Genomic DNA, 17521 nt, shown 5'->3' on the forward strand with positions numbered 1-17521 from the left:
AGTTGCTCGCGTCCACTGTGTGGTTCCCGGGTTGCGAACAGTCGCACCGGTTGAACCAGTTCCACTTACTTAATTGAAAAGTGTGCTTGTTCGCTAGAACCCGATAGGGTTTCGGTGGTCATAGCGTTAGGGAAACGCCCGGTTACATTCCGAACCCGGAAGCTAAGCCTTTCAGCGCCGATGGTACTGCAGGGGGGACCCTGTGGGAGAGTAGGACGCCGCCGAACAATCTTTGAAGGACCCTTGGTCCCAGCGTTCATGCTGGGACCAAGGGTCCTTTTTGTTTTTGCTTGATCTTTTCTCGGAGCGCGTCGGACGACCGACTGCGCGAGAATGACTGCGTTACCCCGAAGACAGGAGCCCCACCCATGTCCACCAACTCCTCCGACGATCGTCCGGAGCGCGAGCCGCGTCGCAGGGACGGTGGCGAGCGGGGCGGCTTCCGTGGGCCGCGTCGCGACGACAACCGTGGCGGCGGCGGTGGCGGCTTCAGGCGTGACGACCGCCGTGATGACCGGGGCGGTCGGCCCACCGGCGGCGGCAGCGGCTTCCGCCGTGATGACCGCCGGGACGACCGTGGCGGTCGCCCGGCTGCCGGCAGTGGTGGCGGTGGCTTCCGCCGCGACGACCGCCGCGATGACCGGCCTGCCGACCGCGGCGGCTTCCGCCGTGACGACAACCGTGGCGGTGGCGGCTTCCGCCGCGACGACCGGCCGTCGTTCAACCGTGACGACCGCGGTCCTCGTCGTGACGACCGGCGTGACGACAACCGTGGCGGCTTCCGTCGCGATGACCGGCCCTCGTCGTTCAACCGCGACGACCGCGGTCCCCGTCGCGATGACCGCCGTGACGACAACCGTGGCGGTGGGTTCCGCCGTGACGACCGGCCGTCGTTCAACCGTGACGACCGTGGCCCCCGTCGTGACGACCGGCGTGACGACAACCGTGGCGGCTTCCGTCGCGATGACCGGCCCTCGTCGTTCAACCGCGACGACCGCGGTCCCCGTCGTGACGACCGTCCGTCGTTCAACCGTGATGACCGCGGTCCTCGTCGTGACGACCGCCGCGATGACCGTGGTGGGTTCCGCCGTGACGACCGGCCGTCGTTCAACCGTGACGACCGTGGCCCCCGTCGAGATGACCGGCGTGACGACAACCGTGGCGGCTTCCGCCGCGATGACCGGCCCTCGTCGTTCAACCGCGACGACCGCGGTCCCCGTCGTGACGACCGCCGTGACGACCGTGGCGGATTCCCGCGGGACGAGCGCTCTCCCAGCAGGCGGGACGACCGCCGTGACGACCGGGGCGGTTTCCGGCCCCGGGACGAGCGGCGCGACGACCGGGGTGGCTTCCCGAGGGACGACCGGGCGCCCCGGCGCGAGGAGCGCAGGGACGACCGGGGCGGGTTCCGGGGGCCGCGGCGGGACGACCGTGAGCGCGGTGGCTACCGCGGGCGTGACGACCGCGGTGGGTTCCGGCGCGACGACCGTGACCGGCGTGACCGCGAGCGGGAGCCGATCAAGCGGCTGCCCATCCCGCCGGAGGTCACCGGTGACGAGATCGACAAGGACGTGCGGCAGGAGCTGATGAGCCTGCCGAAGACGCTCGCCGAGGACGTCGCCAGGAACCTGGTGATGGTCGCCAAGCTGATCGACGAGGAGCCGGAGAAGGCGTACGCGTACTCGCGCATCGCGCTGCGGCTGGCCTCGCGAGTGGCGGCCGTGCGCGAGGCCGCCGGCTTCGCCGCGTACGCGACGCAGAAGTACGCCGAGGCGCTCGCCGAGTTCCGGGCGGCCCGGCGGATGACCGGCAGCGTCGAGCTGTGGCCCGTGATGGCCGACTGCGAGCGGGGCCTGGGCCGGCCGGAGCGGGCGATGGCGATGGCCGGCGAGCCCGAGGTGCAGAAGCTCGACAAGGCCGGTCAGGTCGAGATGCGTCTGGTCGCCGCCGGGGCGCGCAGGGACATGGGGCAGCTGGACGCCGCCATCGTGACCCTTCAGAGCCCGGAGCTGGCGTCCAACTCCGTACAGCCGTGGACCGCGCGGCTGCGGTACGCGTACGCCGACGCGCTGCTGGAGGCGGGGCGCGAGGCCGAGGCGCGCGAGTGGTTCGCCAAGGCCCTGGAGGCCGACAAGGACGGTTCGACCGACGCGTCCGACCGGCTCGCGGAGCTGGACGGCGTCGAGTTCGTCGACGCCGCCGTGGAGGAGGACGAGGTCACCGAGGCGGACGGCGAGCCGCAGGACTGACTGATGTGAGAAGGGGCGGCACCCGCGAGGGTGCCGCCCCTTTCGCATGTCCGGGGCCGGACGTCCGGGGTCAGTCGACTTCCAGGCTGCGGAGCACCAGGCCCGTGGCGGGTTTCGGGCCGAACGAGGTCGACTTCCGCGGCATGGTGACGCCCTGGCGGGCGAGGTCGCGGACGACGTCCTCCCGCACCGGGTGCATGAGGACGGCCGTACCGCCCCTGCGGGCGGCCTGGGCGACGGCGGCCTCGGCGTCGTGGATGTAGGTGATGCCCTCGGGGGTGTCCGGGACGCGCCAGACGTGGTCGATGAGCGTGGCGTGCAGCACGGTGGCGTCGAGGGACCGCCAGGCTTCCGGGCGGTCCCTCGGGACCGTGCGGGCCAGGAGGTCCGGGTCGGGGCCGTCCACGAGGTGGAAGCGGCCGTCCCCGGCGAGCAGGAAGGCGTTGCCGTCCACGGCGGCGGCGGCGAGGGCGTCCAGGGCGGCCGGGAGGGGCCCGTCGAGGGTGCGGACGCGGAAGCCGCCGGCGAGGGCGGTGAGCGCGTCGGCGACCGGCAGGTGGTTGAGGAGCCGGTGGATGGCCCGCACCTGGAGCGGGTAGCGGGCGGTGTCGATGAGGAGCACGAGGCCGTAGTTCCAGGGGCCGGGCGTGGGGTGTTCCTCGCGCAGCCGCAGATAGGTGGCCCAGCGGTGGTGGCCGTCGGCGATGAGGGCCTGATGGCGGCCGAGGTCGTCCGCGACCTCCGCGAGGGCGGCGGGGTCGGTGACGGACCACAGCCGGTGGCTCATCCCGTCCTCGGTCGTGGTCGACAGGAGCGGCGCGCGGCGGACGGTGCGCTCGATGACGGCGGTCGCGCCGGTGGCGGTGCCGTTGCCGCGGTAGGTGAGGAGCAGCGGGTCGAGGTTCGCGGCGGTCGTGCGCATCAGGGCCGCACGGTCCTCCACGACGTGGGGTATGACGTCCTCGTGGGGCAGCACCACGCCCTCCGCGGGGGTGGTGAGCTCCAGGGCGCCGATCAGGCCGCGCTGGAGCAGGTCGCCCTTGCGCTGCTCGTACACGTACAGGGCGGGCTCGGCGTCCGGGGCGAGGACGCCGTCGGAGAGCCAGGCCCTGAGGGTGTCGGCCGCTCGGCGGTGGCGGGCCTCGGAGGTGGGGGCCTGGGGCAGGATCAGCCGCACGATGTTGTGCGGGTCGGCGGACTGCAGGTGGTGCACACCGTCGGGGCGTACGACGACGTCGTACGGGGGAGAGGTCACCGCGGCAAGGCTCCCGACCCGTTCCGGGACATAGCGCAATCCACGGAAAGGTGTCAGGTGCAGACCGCCGTTGGCCGCAGAACCTGTGGTGTTCATCCCTGCATCGTATGTGGATCGGGGGTATGAGCGATGATCGGGGGCGATCGGTTTTCGGAGCGAGGAGTTCGGGACATGCGGCAGCGGGGCAGGAACCGGCCGGGTGGCAGTGCGCGCGCGCTGAGCGAGGCGTACGACACGGCGCTGCTGGACCTGGACGGGGTGGTGTACGCGGGCGGGGAGGCGATCCCGAACGCGGTGGACGCGCTCGCGGCGGCCCGGGACGGCGGGATGCACCTCGCGTACGTCACCAACAACGCGCTGCGGACCCCGGACGCGGTCGCCGCCCACCTGACGGAGCTGGGGGTGCCGGCCGCGGCGGCCGACGTGATCACTTCCGCGCAGGCGGTGGCCCGGCTGATCGCCGACCAGCTGCCGCGGGGGTCGCGGGTGCTGGTGATCGGCGGGGAGGGCCTGCGGGTCGCGCTGCGCGAGCGGGGGCTGGAGCCGGTGGAGTCGGCCGACGACGATCCGGCGGCCGTGGTCCAGGGGTACGGCGGGCCGGACCTGCCGTGGGGGCGGTTCGCGGAGGCGTCGTACGCGGTGGCGCGCGGGGTGCCGTGGTTCGCGTCCAACACCGACCTGACGATCCCCAGCGGCCGGGGCATCGCGCCGGGGAACGGGGCCGCGGTGGAGGTGGTGCGGATCGCGACGGGCGCGGAGCCGCAGGTCGCCGGCAAGCCGCTGCCCCCGATGCACCGCGAGACGATCCTGCGCACCGGTGCGCGGCGGCCGCTGGTGGTGGGGGACCGGCTGGACACCGACATCGAGGGGGCGTTCAACGGGGATGTGGACTCGCTGCTCGTGCTGACCGGGGTGGCGGACGCCGCGCAGGTGCTCGCCGCCCTGCCTCAGCACCGGCCGACGTACGTGGACGCCGACCTGCGGGGGCTGCTGACCGGGCAGCCGGAGGTCGGGGGGACGGCGGAGGAGGGCTTCCGGTGCGGAGGCTGGACGGCTGCCGTGCGCGGCGACGCCCTGGCCCTGGACGGGGACGGCGGGGCGCTGGACGGACTGCGGGCGCTGTGCGCGGCGGCGTGGACGTACGCGGGGGACGGTTCGTGCACGCTGGACGCGGGGAAGGCGCTGGCCAGGCTGGGGTGGTGAGCCCGTGACAGGGAGAACGGGCCACCTCTGGCGTGAAAGCAAAGGTAGGCTAACCTAACCGGGTGTTGGTCGACAGTCCTCCCAAACAGAGCGCGGATCCCTCTGCCGCAGCCGAGCCCCTGGTGCGCCGCCGTTCGGCGCGGGCGCTCGGACTGCTCGCCGCCTTCGGTGTCCTGCTGCTGATCTGTGTCGCGAGCATCGTGGTCGGGGCCAAGCCGGTCCCGCTCGGCGATGTGTGGCACGGCCTGTTCCACAACTCCGGTACGGGCAACGACGTCCTGATCCAGGAACTGCGGGTGCCCCGGACCATCCTGGGAGTGATCGTCGGTGTCGCGCTGGGGCTGTCCGGCGCGGTGATGCAGGCCCTGACCCGCAACCCGCTGGCCGAGCCCGGCCTGCTGGGCGTGAACGCGGGGGCCGCGGCCGCGGTCGTCTCGGCGATCAGCTTCCTGGGCGTCACCTCGCTGACCGGGTACGTGTGGTTCGCGTTCCTGGGCGCCGCCGTCGTCTCCGTCGTGGTGTACGTGCTCGGCGGCAGCCGCAGCGCCACCCCCGTACGGCTCGCGCTGGCGGGCACGGCGGCGACCGCCGCGCTCTACGGGTACGTCAACGCCGTGCAGCTGCTGGATTCCGCAGCCCTGGACCGGCTGCGGTTCTGGACCGTCGGCTCGCTGGCCAACGCCGACATGGCGACGGTCCGCAACGTGGCGCCGTTCATGCTCGTGGGTGTCGTCCTCGCCCTGCTGATCGCGCGGCCGCTGAACGCCATGGAGATGGGCGACGACACCGCCCGCGCGCTGGGCGCGCACCTCACCCGTACCCGGGTGATGGGCATGGCGTCGGTGACGCTGCTGTGCGGTGCCGCCACCGCCGCGTGCGGACCGATCGTCTTCATCGGCCTGATGGTGCCCTATCTGGTGCGCGCGCTGACCGGCCCGGACATGCGGTGGATCCTGCCGTACGCGGCGGTGCTGTCGCCGGTGCTGCTGCTCGGTTCCGACGTGCTGGGCCGGGTCGTGGCCAGGCCCTCGGAACTGCAGGTCGGCATCGTGACCGCCCTGGTCGGCGGGCCGGTCTTCATCCACCTCGTACGCCGCAAGAGGATGGCCCAGCTGTGAGCACACGTACCGCCAAGGCCCTGCGGACCCCCGGGGGCCTGTCCATCCGCTACGAGCCCCGCGCGGCCGTCGTCGCGGTGCTGCTGACCGCGCTGACCGTGGCGGCCGGGGTCGTCCTCATCGGCAGCGGCGACTTCCCGATCGCCCCGGGCGACGTCGTTGCCACCCTGCTCGGCAACGGCACCATGGCGCAGGAGTTCATCGTCCAGGACCTGCGCCTGCCGCGCGTCCTGGTGGCGGTGCTGGTCGGCGCGTCCCTGGGGCTCGGCGGGGCCGTGTTCCAGTCCGTCTCCCGCAACCCGCTGGGCAGCCCGGACATCATCGGCTTCGGGCAGGGCGCCACCGTGGGCGCGCTGACGGTGATCGTGCTCTTCGGCGGCAGTGCCACCGCGGTGGCCGGCGGCGCCGTCGTGGGCGGCGTCGTGACCGGCGTCCTGATCTACCTGCTCGCCTGGAAGCGGGGCGTGCACGGATTCCGGCTGGTCCTCATCGGCATCGGCGCGGCCGCCATGCTGACCGCCGTCATCCATTACCTGATCACCAAGGCCAACCTGATCGACGCCACCCGGGCCGTGCTGTGGATGACCGGCACGCTCGACGGCCGCGACTGGTCCCAGTTCTGGCCCCTGCTCGCGGTGTTTGCCGTGCTCGTGCCGCTGGTGCTGGGCCACGGGCGGTCGCTGCGGATGCTGGAGATGGGCGACGACGCCGCGTACGCCCTCGGCGTGAAGGTGGAGCGGACACGCCTGGTGCTGATGGGATCCGCGGTGCTGCTGGTCTCCGTCGCCACCGCCGCCGCCGGCCCCATCACCTTCGTCTCGCTGAGCGCGCCGCAGCTCGCCCGCCGGCTCACCCGCTCGCCCGGGCCGAACCTCGCCGCGTCCGCGCTGATGGGCGCCGCGCTGCTGCTGGTCGCCGACTGGGCGGCCACCAACGCCTTCGGCGAGCGGGAGCTGCCGGTCGGCGTCGTCACCGGCGTCGTCGGCGGCGTCTACCTGCTGTGGCTGCTCGTCACCGAACGCAAGGCGGGCCGGATATGACCCCCCTGAACCAAGAGAAGAACGCCAGGAGTACGTCCATGCAGCAGCGCCTGAGCGCGGAGGCGGTCACCCTCGCCTACGAGCAGCGGGTCATCGCCCGCGACCTTTCGGTCGAGATACCCGACAACTCCTTCACGGTGATCGTCGGACCCAACGCGTGCGGCAAGTCCACCCTGCTGCGGGCCCTGTCCCGGATGCTGAAGCCCACCGAGGGCCGCGTCCTGCTGGACGGGCAGGCGATCCACTCCATGCCCGCCAAGAAGGTCGCCAGGACGCTGGGCCTGCTGCCGCAGTCGTCGATCGCGCCCGACGGCATCACCGTCGCGGACCTGGTGGCCCGCGGCCGCTACCCGCACCAGGGGCTGCTGCGCCAGTGGTCGCCGGAGGACGAGCGGATCGTCCAGGAGTCCATGGACGCCACCGGCGTGGGCGAGCTGGGCGACCGGTACGTCGACGAGCTGTCCGGCGGGCAGCGCCAGCGCGTGTGGATCGCGATGGCCCTCGCGCAGCAGACCCCGCTGCTGCTGCTCGACGAGCCGACCACGTACCTCGACATCCAGCACCAGATCGACGTGCTCGACCTGTGCGCCGAACTGCACGAGACGCAGGGCCGCACGCTCGTCGCCGTCCTGCACGACCTCAACCACGCCGCCCGGTACGCCACGCACCTGATCGCCGTGCGGGGCGGGGAGGTCGTCGCGGAGGGCCCGCCGTCCGAGGTGGTCACCGCCGAGCTGGTGGAGCGGGTGTTCGGGCTGCGCTGCCAGGTCATCGACGACCCGGAGACGGGCACGCCGCTGGTCGTCCCGGCGGCGCGCAAGGCGCGGTCGCGCGCGCCCCGGGCGACGGCGGCCGCGGCACTGGACTGACCGGGCGGGCCGCGCCACGGCCCAGGGCCCGGGCGGCGCCCGCCGCCCGGACCGGCTACAGCAGGGAGCGCAGGCGCAGCAGGTCGCGGAAGCCGGCCTCCAGCCGGATCCGGCCCGACGCCCAGGCCCGGGCGAAGTTCAGCTCCCCGCCCACCACCGCCACCAGGTCGTCCCCCGCCATCGCGAGCCGTACGTCGGCCCGTTCCGGCGGAGGGCCGTCCACCCGGTCCAGCACCTCGAGCCGGCCCCCGGCCAGACGGCCGGTGAAGGTGACGTCGAGGTCGGTGACGTGGCAGCTCAGCGTCCGGTCGAGCGCGGCGGCCCCGCGCACCGCGCCGTCCGCGTGCGTGAGGTCCTGCGCGAGTCTGTCGAGTGCGGTGCGGCACTCATCGATCGTGGCCATCGCGACCGACCGTACCCCAGCCCTTCGCGGTAGCGTCTGGGCATGACCGACGCGATGCCCGAGGTCCCGGAGGACGCCGGGGCCCACCCCGTGGAGCCGTACGACCCGGCCGCGCCCGCGCCACTCGGCGTCGACCGCGTCCCGACCGGGCACCCGGCGGTCGACGCCGGCCTGGAGCGGCTGGCCGACGCCGACCACCTCCCGGCCGACGGGCACCTGGAGGTGTACGAGGATGTACACCGGGGACTGCGGGAGGCGCTGGCCGCGCTCGACGCGCGCCCGCCGGCGGCCCCGCCGATGTCCTCGTCGTACGAACACAGGAGCTGAACCGAACGTGGCAGGAGTCGCACGCCGTCGTCTGGACGCGGAGCTGGTGCGCCGGAAGCTCGCCCGCTCCCGCGAGCACGCGAGCCAACTGATCGCGGCGGGGCGGGTCACCGTGGGCGGCAACACCGCCACCAAGCCCGCCACCCAGGTCGAGACCGCCGCCGCCATCGTGGTGGTGCAGGACGACGCCGACCCCGACTACGTCTCGCGCGGCGGCCACAAGCTGGCCGGCGCCCTCGCCGCCTTCGTCCCGCGCGGGCTGGAGGTGCAGGGGCGGCGGGCCCTCGACGCGGGCGCGTCCACGGGCGGCTTCACCGACGTCCTGCTGCGCGCCGGCGTGGCGCACGTGGTGGCCGTCGACGTCGGCTACGGGCAGCTCGCCTGGTCGTTGCAGAGCGATGAACGCGTGACCGTCAAGGACCGTACCAACGTGCGTGAGCTGACGTTGGACGCGATCGACGGAGAGCCGGTGGATCTGGTGGTGGGCGACCTGTCGTTCATCCCGCTGGGGCTGGTACTGCCCGCCCTGGCGGGCGTCTCGGCGCCCGAAGCCGACCTGGTGCTGATGGTGAAGCCCCAGTTCGAGGTGGGCAAGGAGCGGCTGGGCAGCGGCGGGGTCGTCCGCAGCCCGGAGCTGCGGGCCGAGGCCGTGCGGGGTGTCGCGCGGCAGGCGGGCGAACTGGGCCTCGGGGTGCTGGGCGTCACCGCCAGTCCGCTGCCCGGCCCGTCCGGCAACGTCGAGTACTTTCTGTGGCTGCGGGCGGGCGCGCCCGCGCTGGATCCGGCGGATGTGGAACGCGCCGTGGCGGAGGGACCCCGTTGAGTTCGACGACAGCGTTTTCGACGACTGCTGCACCTCGCACCGTGTTCCTGCTCGCGCACACCGGCCGCCCGGCCGCGGTCCGCAGCGCCGAACTCGTGGTGCTCGGCCTGCTGCGCAACGGCATCGGCGTGCGCGTCCTGGCCGCGGAGGCGGTCGACCTGCCGCTGCCGCCGACGGTGGAGACGGTGCCCGAGGCGTCGCCCGACGTGCTCGACGGGTGCGAACTGCTGATCGTGCTCGGCGGCGACGGGACGCTGCTGCGCGGCGCCGAGTTCGCGCGGGCCTCCGGTGTCCCGATGCTCGGGGTGAACCTCGGGCGGGTCGGCTTCCTCGCCGAGGCCGAACGGGACGACCTCGACAAGGTCGTGGACCGGGTGGTGACCCGGGCCTACGAGGTCGAGGAGCGCATGACCCTGGACGTCACCGTGCACAACAACGGGGACGTGCTGCACAGCGACTGGGCGCTCAACGAGGCCGCCGTGCAGAAGGTCTCGCCGGAACGCATGCTGGAGGTCGTCCTGGCGATCGACGGCCGGCCCGTGACCGGCTTCGGCTGCGACGGCGTGATCTGCGCGACACCCACCGGGTCCACCGCGTACGCCTTCTCCGCGGGCGGGCCGGTGGTCTGGCCCGAGGTGGAGGCGCTGCTGATGGTGCCGATCGGGGCGCACGCCCTGTTCGCCAAGCCGCTGGTGACCACCCCGGACTCGGTGCTCGCCGTGGAGGTCGAACCGCACACCCCGGACGGGGTGCTGTGGTGCGACGGGCGGCGCACCATCGAGCTGCCCGCCGGTGCGCGGGTGGAGGTCCGCCGCGGGGCGGTGCCGGTACGCCTGGCACGGCTCCACCACGCCTCGTTCACCGACCGGCTGGTGGCGAAGTTCGCGCTGCCGGTGTCCGGCTGGCGGGGCGCGCCGCACTGACGCCGGCGGTACGGGCCGGGGCACCGACCCCGGCGGTACGGGGCGGGGCGCGCCGCACCGACGGGCCGGGGGCGCCGTACGTGACCGGGCGCGGCGGTCGTGCCGTTCGAGCCGGGCGTCGTCCGCGGCCCCGGGGCCCACTCCGGCGGGTGACGCGGGGACGCGGTGACCGGGCCGCGACCTGCGGGTTCCGCCACACCGGGCGGGGGCCGTCGCACAGCGGGCCCCGGACCTCGTAAGGTCTTCTCCGTGCTGGAGGAGATGCGGATACGGTCGCTCGGGGTAATCGACGACGCGGTGGTCGAGCTGTCACCCGGTTTCACCGCGGTGACCGGTGAGACCGGCGCGGGCAAGACCATGGTCGTGACCAGCCTCGGACTGTTGCTCGGCGGGCGCGCCGACCCCGCCCTGGTGCGGATCGGTTCGCCGTCCGCCGTCGTCGAGGGCCGCGTCAGCGTGCCGCCCGGCGCCGCCGTCGCGGTCCGGGCCGAGGAGGCGGGCGCCGAACTCGACGACGGCGCGCTGCTCATCAGCCGCACCATCTCGGCGGAGGGCCGCTCGCGGGCGCACCTGGGCGGCCGTTCCGTGCCGGTCGGCGTGCTCGCCGAGCTGGCCGACGAGCTGGTCGCCGTCCACGGCCAGACCGACCAGCAGGGCCTGCTCAAGCCCGCCCGGCAGCGCGGCGCGCTGGACCGGTACGCGGGCGACGCCGTCGCCGTGCCCCTGGCCCGGTACGGCGACGCCTACCGGCGGCTGAGGGCGGTCAGCGCACAGCTGGAGGAGCTGACCACCCGCGCCCGGGAGCGGGCGCAGGAGGCGGACCTGCTGCGCTTCGGGCTCACCGAGATCGAGGCGGTCGAGCCGCGTCCCGGCGAGGACGCCGAACTGGCCGCGGAGGCGGAGCGGCTCGGCCACGCCGAGGCCCTCGCGTCCGCCGCCGCGCTCGCCCACGGGGCTCTGGCGGGCAACCCGGAGGACCCGGAGGTCCTGGACGCCACGACCCTCGTGGCGGGCGCGCAGCGGGCGCTGGACGCCGTCCGGGCGCACGACCCGGCGCTGGCCGCGCTCGCCGACCGCATGGGGGAGATCTCGATCCTCCTCGCGGACGTGGCGACGGAACTCGCCGGGTACGCCGACAACCTGGACGCCGACCCCCGGCGGCTCGCCGCCGTCGAGGAGCGCCGCGCGGCGCTGACCGCGCTCACCCGCAAGTACGGCACCGATGTCGCGGCCGTCCTCGCGTGGGCCGAGGAGGGTGCCGCCAGGCTCACCGAGCTGGACGGCGACGACGACCGGATCGGCGAGCTGACGGCCGAGCGGGACACCCTGCGCGCCGAGCTGTCCGGGCTGGCGCAGGCGCTGACCGACGCGCGGACGGAGGCGGCGGCGCGGTTCGCGGACGCCGTCACCGCGGAGCTGGCCTCCCTGGCCATGCCGCACGCGCGCGTGTCGTTCGCGATCCGGCAGACCGAGGACCCGGAGGGCGTGGAGGTCGGCGGGCGGACCGTGGCGTACGGGCCGGCCGGCGCCGACGAGGTCGAGCTGCTGCTCGCCCCGCACCCCGGTGCGCCGCCCCGGCCGATCGCCAAGGGCGCGTCGGGCGGTGAGCTGTCGCGCGTGATGCTCGCCGTCGAGGTCGTCTTCGCCGGTACGGACCCGGTGCCGACGTACCTCTTCGACGAGGTCGACGCCGGTGTCGGCGGCAAGGCGGCGGTGGAGATCGGGCGCCGGCTGGCCAAACTCGCCAGGACGGCCCAGGTCGTGGTCGTCACGCACCTCCCGCAGGTCGCGGCCTTCGCCGACCGGCAGTTGCTGGTCGAGAAGACCAGCGACGGGTCGGTGACCCGCTCGGGCGTCACGGTGCTGGAGGGCGAGGACCGGGTGAGGGAGCTGTCACGGATGCTGGCCGGCCAGGAGGACTCCGAGACGGCCCGGGCGCACGCGGAGGAGCTGCTGGCGACGGCCCGGGCGGACGCCTGACGCCCCCGGCCGTGCGGGTGGCACCGGGGCGGCGGCGCGAGCGGCCCGGCGCGTAGGGTGCCCGGCATGATCAGGAGTGTCGGGGCCCTCGGGCTCGCCGCCGGCGTCACGCGCGCGGTGTACACCGGCCTGCGGCGCCGCGGTGACGAGCGGTGGCGCCGGACCAACCACGCCGGGCGGACCGTCGACCTGTGCGCGGGCCCCGCCACCGCCGCGGGCGCCGTGATCGGCGCGCTGGCGGCTCCCGTCGGCCGGCGGGAGCGGGGCGCCGCCGTGGTGGCCGGTCTGGCGGCGGCGGCCTGCGGGGCGTACGACGACGTCCACGGCGACCACCGGCGGGGTTTCCGGGCGCACCTGGGCGCCCTGCGGGACGGTGAGGTCACCAGCGGGGCCGTCAAGCTGTTCGGGATCGGTGCCGCCGGGCTCGTCGCGGGCGCGCTGCTCAAGGAGCGGCCCGTCGACAGGGTCCTCGCCGGCGTGGTGGTCGCCGGGACCGCCCACTTCGCCAACCTCGTGGACGTACGCCCCGGCAGGGCGGTCCTCACGGTGCTCGCGGTCGGGGCGGCAGGCCTGCCGCGGGGCCGGCTCGCCGCCGCGCCGATGGGCGCCGCGGCCGCCGTCGCCGCCGACGACCTCGGCGAGCGCACCATGCTCGGCGACGCGGGCGCCCACGCGCTGGGCGCGGTGCTCGGTACGGCGATCGCCGCCTCCGCAGGGCGGACGGGGCTCGCGGTCCACTCCGCCGGACTCGTCGCCGCGGCGGCGTGCGGAGGCACCGTCAGCCGCCTCGCCGGTTCACCCGGATGAGTGATCGCTGACCACGGTTCACGCCCCGCGACACGGCCGGTTCCTCCGGACGGTGCCGGAACTGGCGTACGGACTGGCATCCTTGGGCGCGTGACACAGCTGCATACGGTCCAAGTGCTGGGCGGCGGCAGCGCGGGCAGCAGCGCTCACGTCAGATCATTGGCCGCCGGGCTCGTGGCGAGGGGCGTACGGGTGACCGTGTGCGCACCCGTCGAACTGGACCAGGCATACGACTTCCTGGGCGCGGGGGCGCACTTCGTGCCCGTACCGCGCCGCGGCGACCCGGTGGCCATCGGAACGCTGCGCGGGGCGTGCGCGGGCGCGGACGTGGTGCACGCGCACGGTCTGCACGCCTCGGTGCGCGCCGGGCTGGCCCTCGGACCGCAGCGCGTACCGCTCGTGGTCACCTGGCACACGCGCACGCACGCCGAGGGCGCCCGGGGCAGGCTGCTCCGGCTCATGGAGCGCAGAACCGTACGGGCGGCGGCCGTCGTGCTCGGCACGTCCTCCGAACTGGTCGACCGCGCACGGCGGCGGGGTGCCCGCGACGCCCGCCTCGGCCCCGTCTCGGTCCCCGCCCCGCACGCCGGGACCACCGAGTCCGAGGCCGGCAAGGCGCGGGCCGAACTGGGCGCCATGGACCGGCCGTTGCTCGTCGCGGTCGGCGCGCTGGAGCCGCACCGCGGATACGGCACGCTGCTCGACGCCTCCCGGCTGTGGCTCCGCCACGACCCGGTGCCCCTGGTGGCCGTCGCGGGGGAGGGGCGCCAGCGGTCCGCGCTCCAGCGGCGGATCGACGCCGAGGGGCTGCCGGTGCGGCTGCTCGGGCGGCGCCACGACGTCACCGCGCTGCTCGCGGCGGCGGACGTGGCGCTGCTGCCGAGCCGCTGGGAGGCCCGGGCCCCGCTCGCCCAGGAAGCCCTGCGGCTCGGCGTGCCGCTGGTCGCCACCGCGGTGGGCGGCGTGCCGGAACTCGTCGGCGACGCGGCGGAACTGGTGCCGTACGGGGACGCGGGCGCGCTCGCCGGCGCGGTGACCGCGCTGCTCACCGACCCGGGGCGGCGCGCCGCGCTGGCGGTGGCGGGGCGCAGGCAGGCGGCCACCTGGCCGACGGAGGACGAGACCATCGCCCAGGTGCTGAGCGTCTACGACGAGCTGTGCGCCGGGCCGCGCGCCCGCACCCCCTGACCGGTCAGGGGGCGTGGCGGCGGGCCCGCAGGGCCAGGGACAGCGCGAGGACGGTCTGCGGGTCGTCGAGGTCCGTGCCCAGCAGCTCCCCTATGCGGGCCAGGCGGTTGTAGAGGGTCTGGCGGTTGAGGTGCATCTCGCGTGCCGTCTCCGCCTTGCGGCCCGCGTGCGCCAGATACGTCTCCAGCGTCGGCAGCAGCGCGGGGCGCGACGTCCGGTCGTGCTCCTGCAGCGGACCGATCGCCCGGTCCACGAACGCGGTCAGGGCCGCGCCCTCGCCATGGTGGCGCAGCCGCCACAGCAGCAGGTCGATGTCCAGCCGCCGCGCGTCGTACCACGGCCGGTCCGGCAGCCCCCGCGCCGCGGCCGCCGCCTCCGCCGCGTGCCGCAGCCCCGCGGACGCCGCCGCCCAGTTGCCCGCGACACCCACGACGACGACCGGCGGGTGCCCGCCCGATGGGCTCCAGCCGCCGGCCGGGGCGCCCACCAGGCCCGCCCGCGCCACACCCGCCCGGAGCGCCGCCGCCACCCGGTCGGCCACCGCCGTCCGCTCCGACTCGGTACGCAGGCCCAGCAGCAGCGGCACCCGGCCCTCGACGGGGCGCACGCCCAGCAGGACCGGCACGCCCACCGCCGACAGCTCCTCCAGCACGGCCCGGGCCAGCAGCGACCAGTTCCCCGACGGCAGCACGTCCGAGCCGAGCCGCATCACCACCGGCAGCAGCGGGCCGTCGCCCGGCCTGAAGCCCAGCACCCGGGCCTGCGCGGGCGCGTCGTCCGGCGGTACGCGGCCCTCCGCGAGGTCGGTGAGGAAGTCGCCCCGGCCGCGCGCCGCCAGCTCCTCCTCCTGGCGCGCCTGCATCAGCACCACCGCGAGGATGCCCGCCGCCCGCTCCGCAGCCATCCGGTGCACCGGCAGCAGCCCCCCGGACACCGCCAGCAGGACGAGCCGGGCGCGCACCGCGTCCGCGCCCGGTCCGCCGCCCGGCACGTCCACCAGCACCGCGCCCGCCGGAGGCCCCGCCTCCCGCGACTCCCGCTGGCCGCGCAGCCCCTCCCACACCTGGAGCGGGTCGGGTCCGTCGCCGCCGCCCGCGGCGTACAGCAGCCGGCCGTCCGCGGTCTCCAGGAACACCGGGTTGGCGGCGAAACCGGCGAGGATGCCCAGCACCTGCGGCACCCCGCCGCCCCCCAGGACCGCCTCCGTGCACCGGCGGTGCACGTCCTCGGCCTGCCGCAGCAGCGCGTAGTGCCCGTTGACGATCTCGGTGTGGACCTCCTCGGTCACCGACACGAACGGCACCTCGCGGTGCAGCTGGACCAGCGGCAGGCCGGCCGCCCGCGCCGTCTCCACGATCGTCGCGGGCAGCCGGGAGAACCTCGGTCCCAGCTCCACGACGAGCGCCGCGATCCCGCGCTCCGCGAGCCGCCGCACGAACGCCCGCTGCTCGGCCGGGCGCGTACCGAGCCCCAGTCCGGTCGTGAGCAGCAGCTCGCCGCCCTTCAGCAGCGAGGCGATGTTCGGCACCTCACCGGCGTGCACCCAGCGCACCGTCCGGTGCAGCCGGTCCGCCCCGGCGACCACTTCCGGGAGACCCCCGCGCAGACCGGGCAGCTCCAGCGCCCGCTGCACGGTGATACCGCCCTGCTCGTTCATGGAGGTCATACGGCCGGACGGTACCCGCGTCCGTGTTCCCGGGACATCACCGGACGATGACGACACCGGCACCGGGCGACAACTCGTCGCGCGCACGGGCCATTTGTGCGACCGCCTGTCGATTGTGGCGTACGTCACACCGGAGGATGGTGTCCCGCCATGGCAGAGAATCCCACTCCCGCAGGCCGGCCGGTGCAGCGGCTCAAGGCGAACTCCGTCGGGCTCGTCGGCGTCGTCTTCATGGCCGTCGCCACCGCCGCGCCGATCACCGCGATGACCGGCAACCTCCCCATCGCCGTCGGCTTCGGCAACGGCACCGGCGCCCCGGCCGGCTACCTCTTCGCGACGCTCGTCCTCACCGTCTTCTCCGTCGGCTACGTCGCCATGGCGAAACGCATCACCGCGGCCGGCGCCTTCTACGGCTACATCTCCCATGGCCTCGGCCGCATCGCGGGCATGGCCTCCGGCATGCTGGCGGTCCTCGCCTACATCGTGTTCGAGGCGTCCATCGTCGGTGTCTTCGCCTATTTCACGCGGACGACCGTCGCCGACCAGCTGGGCGTGGACCTGCCGTGGATCGTGTACGCGGCCGCCATGCTGGCCGTCACCGCCGTCCTCGCGCACTTCGACATCAACCTCACCGCCAAGGCGCTCGGCGTGATGCTCGTCGCCGAGGTCGCCGTGCTGTTCGCCGTCGCCACGGCCGTGCTGCTGAACGGCGGCGGCCCGGACGGCATACCGCTCGAACCGGTCAACCCCGCCAACGCCTTCACGGGCGCCTCCGCGGGGCTGGGCCTGTTCTTCGCCTTCTGGTCCTGGGTGGGCTTCGAGTCGACCGCGATGTACGGCGAGGAGTCGCGCGACCCCAAGCGCGTCATCCCGCGCGCCACGCTCGTCTCCGTCGTGGGGGTCGGCCTCTTCTACATCTACGTCTCGTGGATGACCATCGCCGGCAACGGCCTCGACGGCGCCGTGGAGGTCTCCGCCTCCGCGAGCCCGCTCGACCTGTTCTTCGACCCGACCCGGACGTACCTCGGCGCCTGGGCCGTCGACGCCTTCCAGTGGCTGCTGCTCACCGGCTCCTTCGCCTGCGGCATGGCCTTCCACCAGTGCGCCTCCCGCTACCTGTACGCCATCGGCCGGGAGGGCTTCCTGCACCCGGCGCTCGGCCGGACGCACACCCGGCACGGCTCGCCGTACATCGCCTCCTACGTGCAGAGCGCCATCGCCGTCGCCCTCGTCGGCGCCTTCTGGCTCACCGGCCAGGACCCGTACATCCACCTCTACACGCTGCTGGCGATCCTCGGCACGATGGCGATCCTCATCGTCCAGACGCTCTGCTCGTTCGCCGTCATCGGCTACTTCCGCAGGAACCACCCCGAGGACCGGCACTGGTTCCGCACCCTCACCGCACCCCTGCTCGGCGGGATCGGCATGACCGCCGTCGTCGTCCTGCTGGTGCTCAACATGGAGACCGCCGCGGGCCTCGCCGCCGACTCCCTCTTCTTCGCCCTCATCCCGTGGATCGTCGGAGCCGTCTTCCTCGGGGGTCTGGGCCTGGGCCTCTACCTGAAGGCCCGGCGGCCCGAACGGTACGAGATCATCGGCCGGATCGTCCTCGAGGACGCGGCCGAGCGCGCAGACGAAGACCACCAGCCCGCGACCGTGTGAGGAGCAGA

Annotated in this window: 15 protein-coding genes, 1 rRNA gene and 1 pseudogene; 14 read left to right on the forward strand and 3 right to left on the reverse strand. The window is 74.4% G+C overall.

Annotated elements, in window-relative coordinates; all coding sequences use genetic code 11:
- Positions 1-110 precede the first annotated feature (110 nt).
- The 3 genes and pseudogenes from rrf (at position 111) to A4V12_RS39575 (ending at position 2249) form a co-directional block, all read left to right on the forward strand.
- Positions 111-227 (forward strand): 5S ribosomal RNA (rrf, locus tag A4V12_RS26860).
- A 387-nt stretch (positions 228-614) separates the two neighbouring features.
- A pseudogene (locus A4V12_RS40035) lies at positions 615-1187 on the forward strand (DEAD/DEAH box helicase); the annotation flags it as partial.
- Between the two features lie 339 nt (positions 1188-1526).
- Positions 1527-2249 (forward strand): tetratricopeptide repeat protein, encoded by a 723-nt coding sequence (locus tag A4V12_RS39575; RefSeq protein WP_064072071.1) that lies wholly within the window; start codon positions 1527-1529, stop codon positions 2247-2249.
- 70 nt (positions 2250-2319) lie between these two features.
- Here the strand turns inward: A4V12_RS39575 and A4V12_RS26870 are convergent, their stop codons facing one another.
- Complete coding sequence (locus tag A4V12_RS26870; RefSeq protein ID WP_064072025.1) at positions 2320-3600, reverse strand: DUF1015 family protein; 1281 nt, start codon at positions 3598-3600, stop codon at positions 2320-2322.
- 75 nt (positions 3601-3675) lie between these two features.
- Here A4V12_RS26870 and A4V12_RS26875 point away from each other — a divergent pair, with 75 nt between their 5' ends.
- The 4 genes from A4V12_RS26875 (at position 3676) to A4V12_RS26890 (ending at position 7734) form a co-directional block, all read left to right on the forward strand.
- Positions 3676-4707, forward strand: coding sequence for an HAD-IIA family hydrolase (locus A4V12_RS26875; RefSeq protein WP_064072026.1), 1032 nt, complete (start codon positions 3676-3678; stop codon positions 4705-4707).
- Between the two features lie 119 nt (positions 4708-4826).
- A complete protein-coding gene (locus A4V12_RS26880; protein WP_234372349.1) occupies positions 4827-5825 on the forward strand; it encodes a FecCD family ABC transporter permease in 999 nt (332 codons plus the stop codon).
- On the forward strand, positions 5822-6865 hold the full coding sequence (locus A4V12_RS26885; protein ID WP_064072028.1) for a FecCD family ABC transporter permease: 1044 nt from the start codon (positions 5822-5824) through the stop codon (positions 6863-6865). Before A4V12_RS26880 ends, A4V12_RS26885 begins: the two co-directional genes overlap by 4 nt.
- On the forward strand, positions 6862-7734 hold the full coding sequence (locus tag A4V12_RS26890; RefSeq protein ID WP_064072029.1) for an ABC transporter ATP-binding protein: 873 nt from the start codon (positions 6862-6864) through the stop codon (positions 7732-7734). Before A4V12_RS26885 ends, A4V12_RS26890 begins: the two co-directional genes overlap by 4 nt.
- Before the next feature lie 55 nt (positions 7735-7789).
- Here A4V12_RS26890 and A4V12_RS26895 read toward each other — a convergent pair whose 3' ends face one another.
- Positions 7790-8137 carry an SCP2 sterol-binding domain-containing protein gene (locus A4V12_RS26895; protein ID WP_064072030.1) on the reverse strand — a complete coding sequence of 116 codons (348 nt, stop codon included), beginning with the start codon at positions 8135-8137 and terminating at the stop codon, positions 7790-7792.
- A 42-nt stretch (positions 8138-8179) separates the two neighbouring features.
- On the opposite strand from A4V12_RS26895, the gene A4V12_RS26900 reads away from it, so the two are divergent.
- From A4V12_RS26900 to A4V12_RS26925, 6 genes are all read left to right on the forward strand, one after another.
- Positions 8180-8464 carry a hypothetical protein gene (locus A4V12_RS26900; RefSeq protein ID WP_199831396.1) on the forward strand — a complete coding sequence of 95 codons (285 nt, stop codon included), beginning with the start codon at positions 8180-8182 and terminating at the stop codon, positions 8462-8464.
- A gap of 7 nt (positions 8465-8471) precedes the next feature.
- The gene (locus A4V12_RS26905) at positions 8472-9287 is read left to right on the forward strand and encodes a TlyA family RNA methyltransferase (RefSeq protein WP_064072031.1); all 816 of its coding nucleotides are present in this window, start codon (positions 8472-8474) and stop codon (positions 9285-9287) included.
- Complete coding sequence (locus tag A4V12_RS26910) at positions 9284-10210, forward strand: NAD kinase (RefSeq protein ID WP_064072032.1); 927 nt, start codon at positions 9284-9286, stop codon at positions 10208-10210. The genes A4V12_RS26905 and A4V12_RS26910 overlap by 4 nt, the downstream gene beginning before the upstream one ends.
- A 261-nt stretch (positions 10211-10471) precedes the next feature.
- Entirely contained in the window at positions 10472-12190 is a 1719-nt protein-coding gene (gene recN / locus A4V12_RS26915; protein WP_064072073.1) for a DNA repair protein RecN, read from the forward strand.
- Between the two features lie 66 nt (positions 12191-12256).
- Positions 12257-12997 carry a hypothetical protein gene (locus A4V12_RS26920; protein ID WP_064072033.1) on the forward strand — a complete coding sequence of 247 codons (741 nt, stop codon included), beginning with the start codon at positions 12257-12259 and terminating at the stop codon, positions 12995-12997.
- A gap of 90 nt (positions 12998-13087) precedes the next feature.
- Positions 13088-14185 carry a glycosyltransferase family 4 protein gene (locus tag A4V12_RS26925; RefSeq protein WP_079137376.1) on the forward strand — a complete coding sequence of 366 codons (1098 nt, stop codon included), beginning with the start codon at positions 13088-13090 and terminating at the stop codon, positions 14183-14185.
- Between the two features lie 4 nt (positions 14186-14189).
- Here A4V12_RS26925 and A4V12_RS26930 read toward each other — a convergent pair whose 3' ends face one another.
- Positions 14190-15842 (reverse strand): PucR family transcriptional regulator, encoded by a 1653-nt coding sequence (locus A4V12_RS26930; protein WP_064072074.1) that lies wholly within the window; start codon positions 15840-15842, stop codon positions 14190-14192.
- Positions 15843-16001: 159 nt separating this feature from the next.
- Between A4V12_RS26930 and A4V12_RS26935 the strand changes: the two genes are divergently transcribed.
- Positions 16002-17513 (forward strand): APC family permease, encoded by a 1512-nt coding sequence (locus A4V12_RS26935; RefSeq protein ID WP_064072035.1) that lies wholly within the window; start codon positions 16002-16004, stop codon positions 17511-17513.
- Positions 17514-17521: the final 8 nt, after the last annotated feature.

This window comes from Streptomyces noursei (assembly GCF_001646665.1).
Classification (GTDB): Bacteria; Actinomycetota; Actinomycetes; order Streptomycetales; family Streptomycetaceae; genus Streptomyces; species Streptomyces lavendulocolor.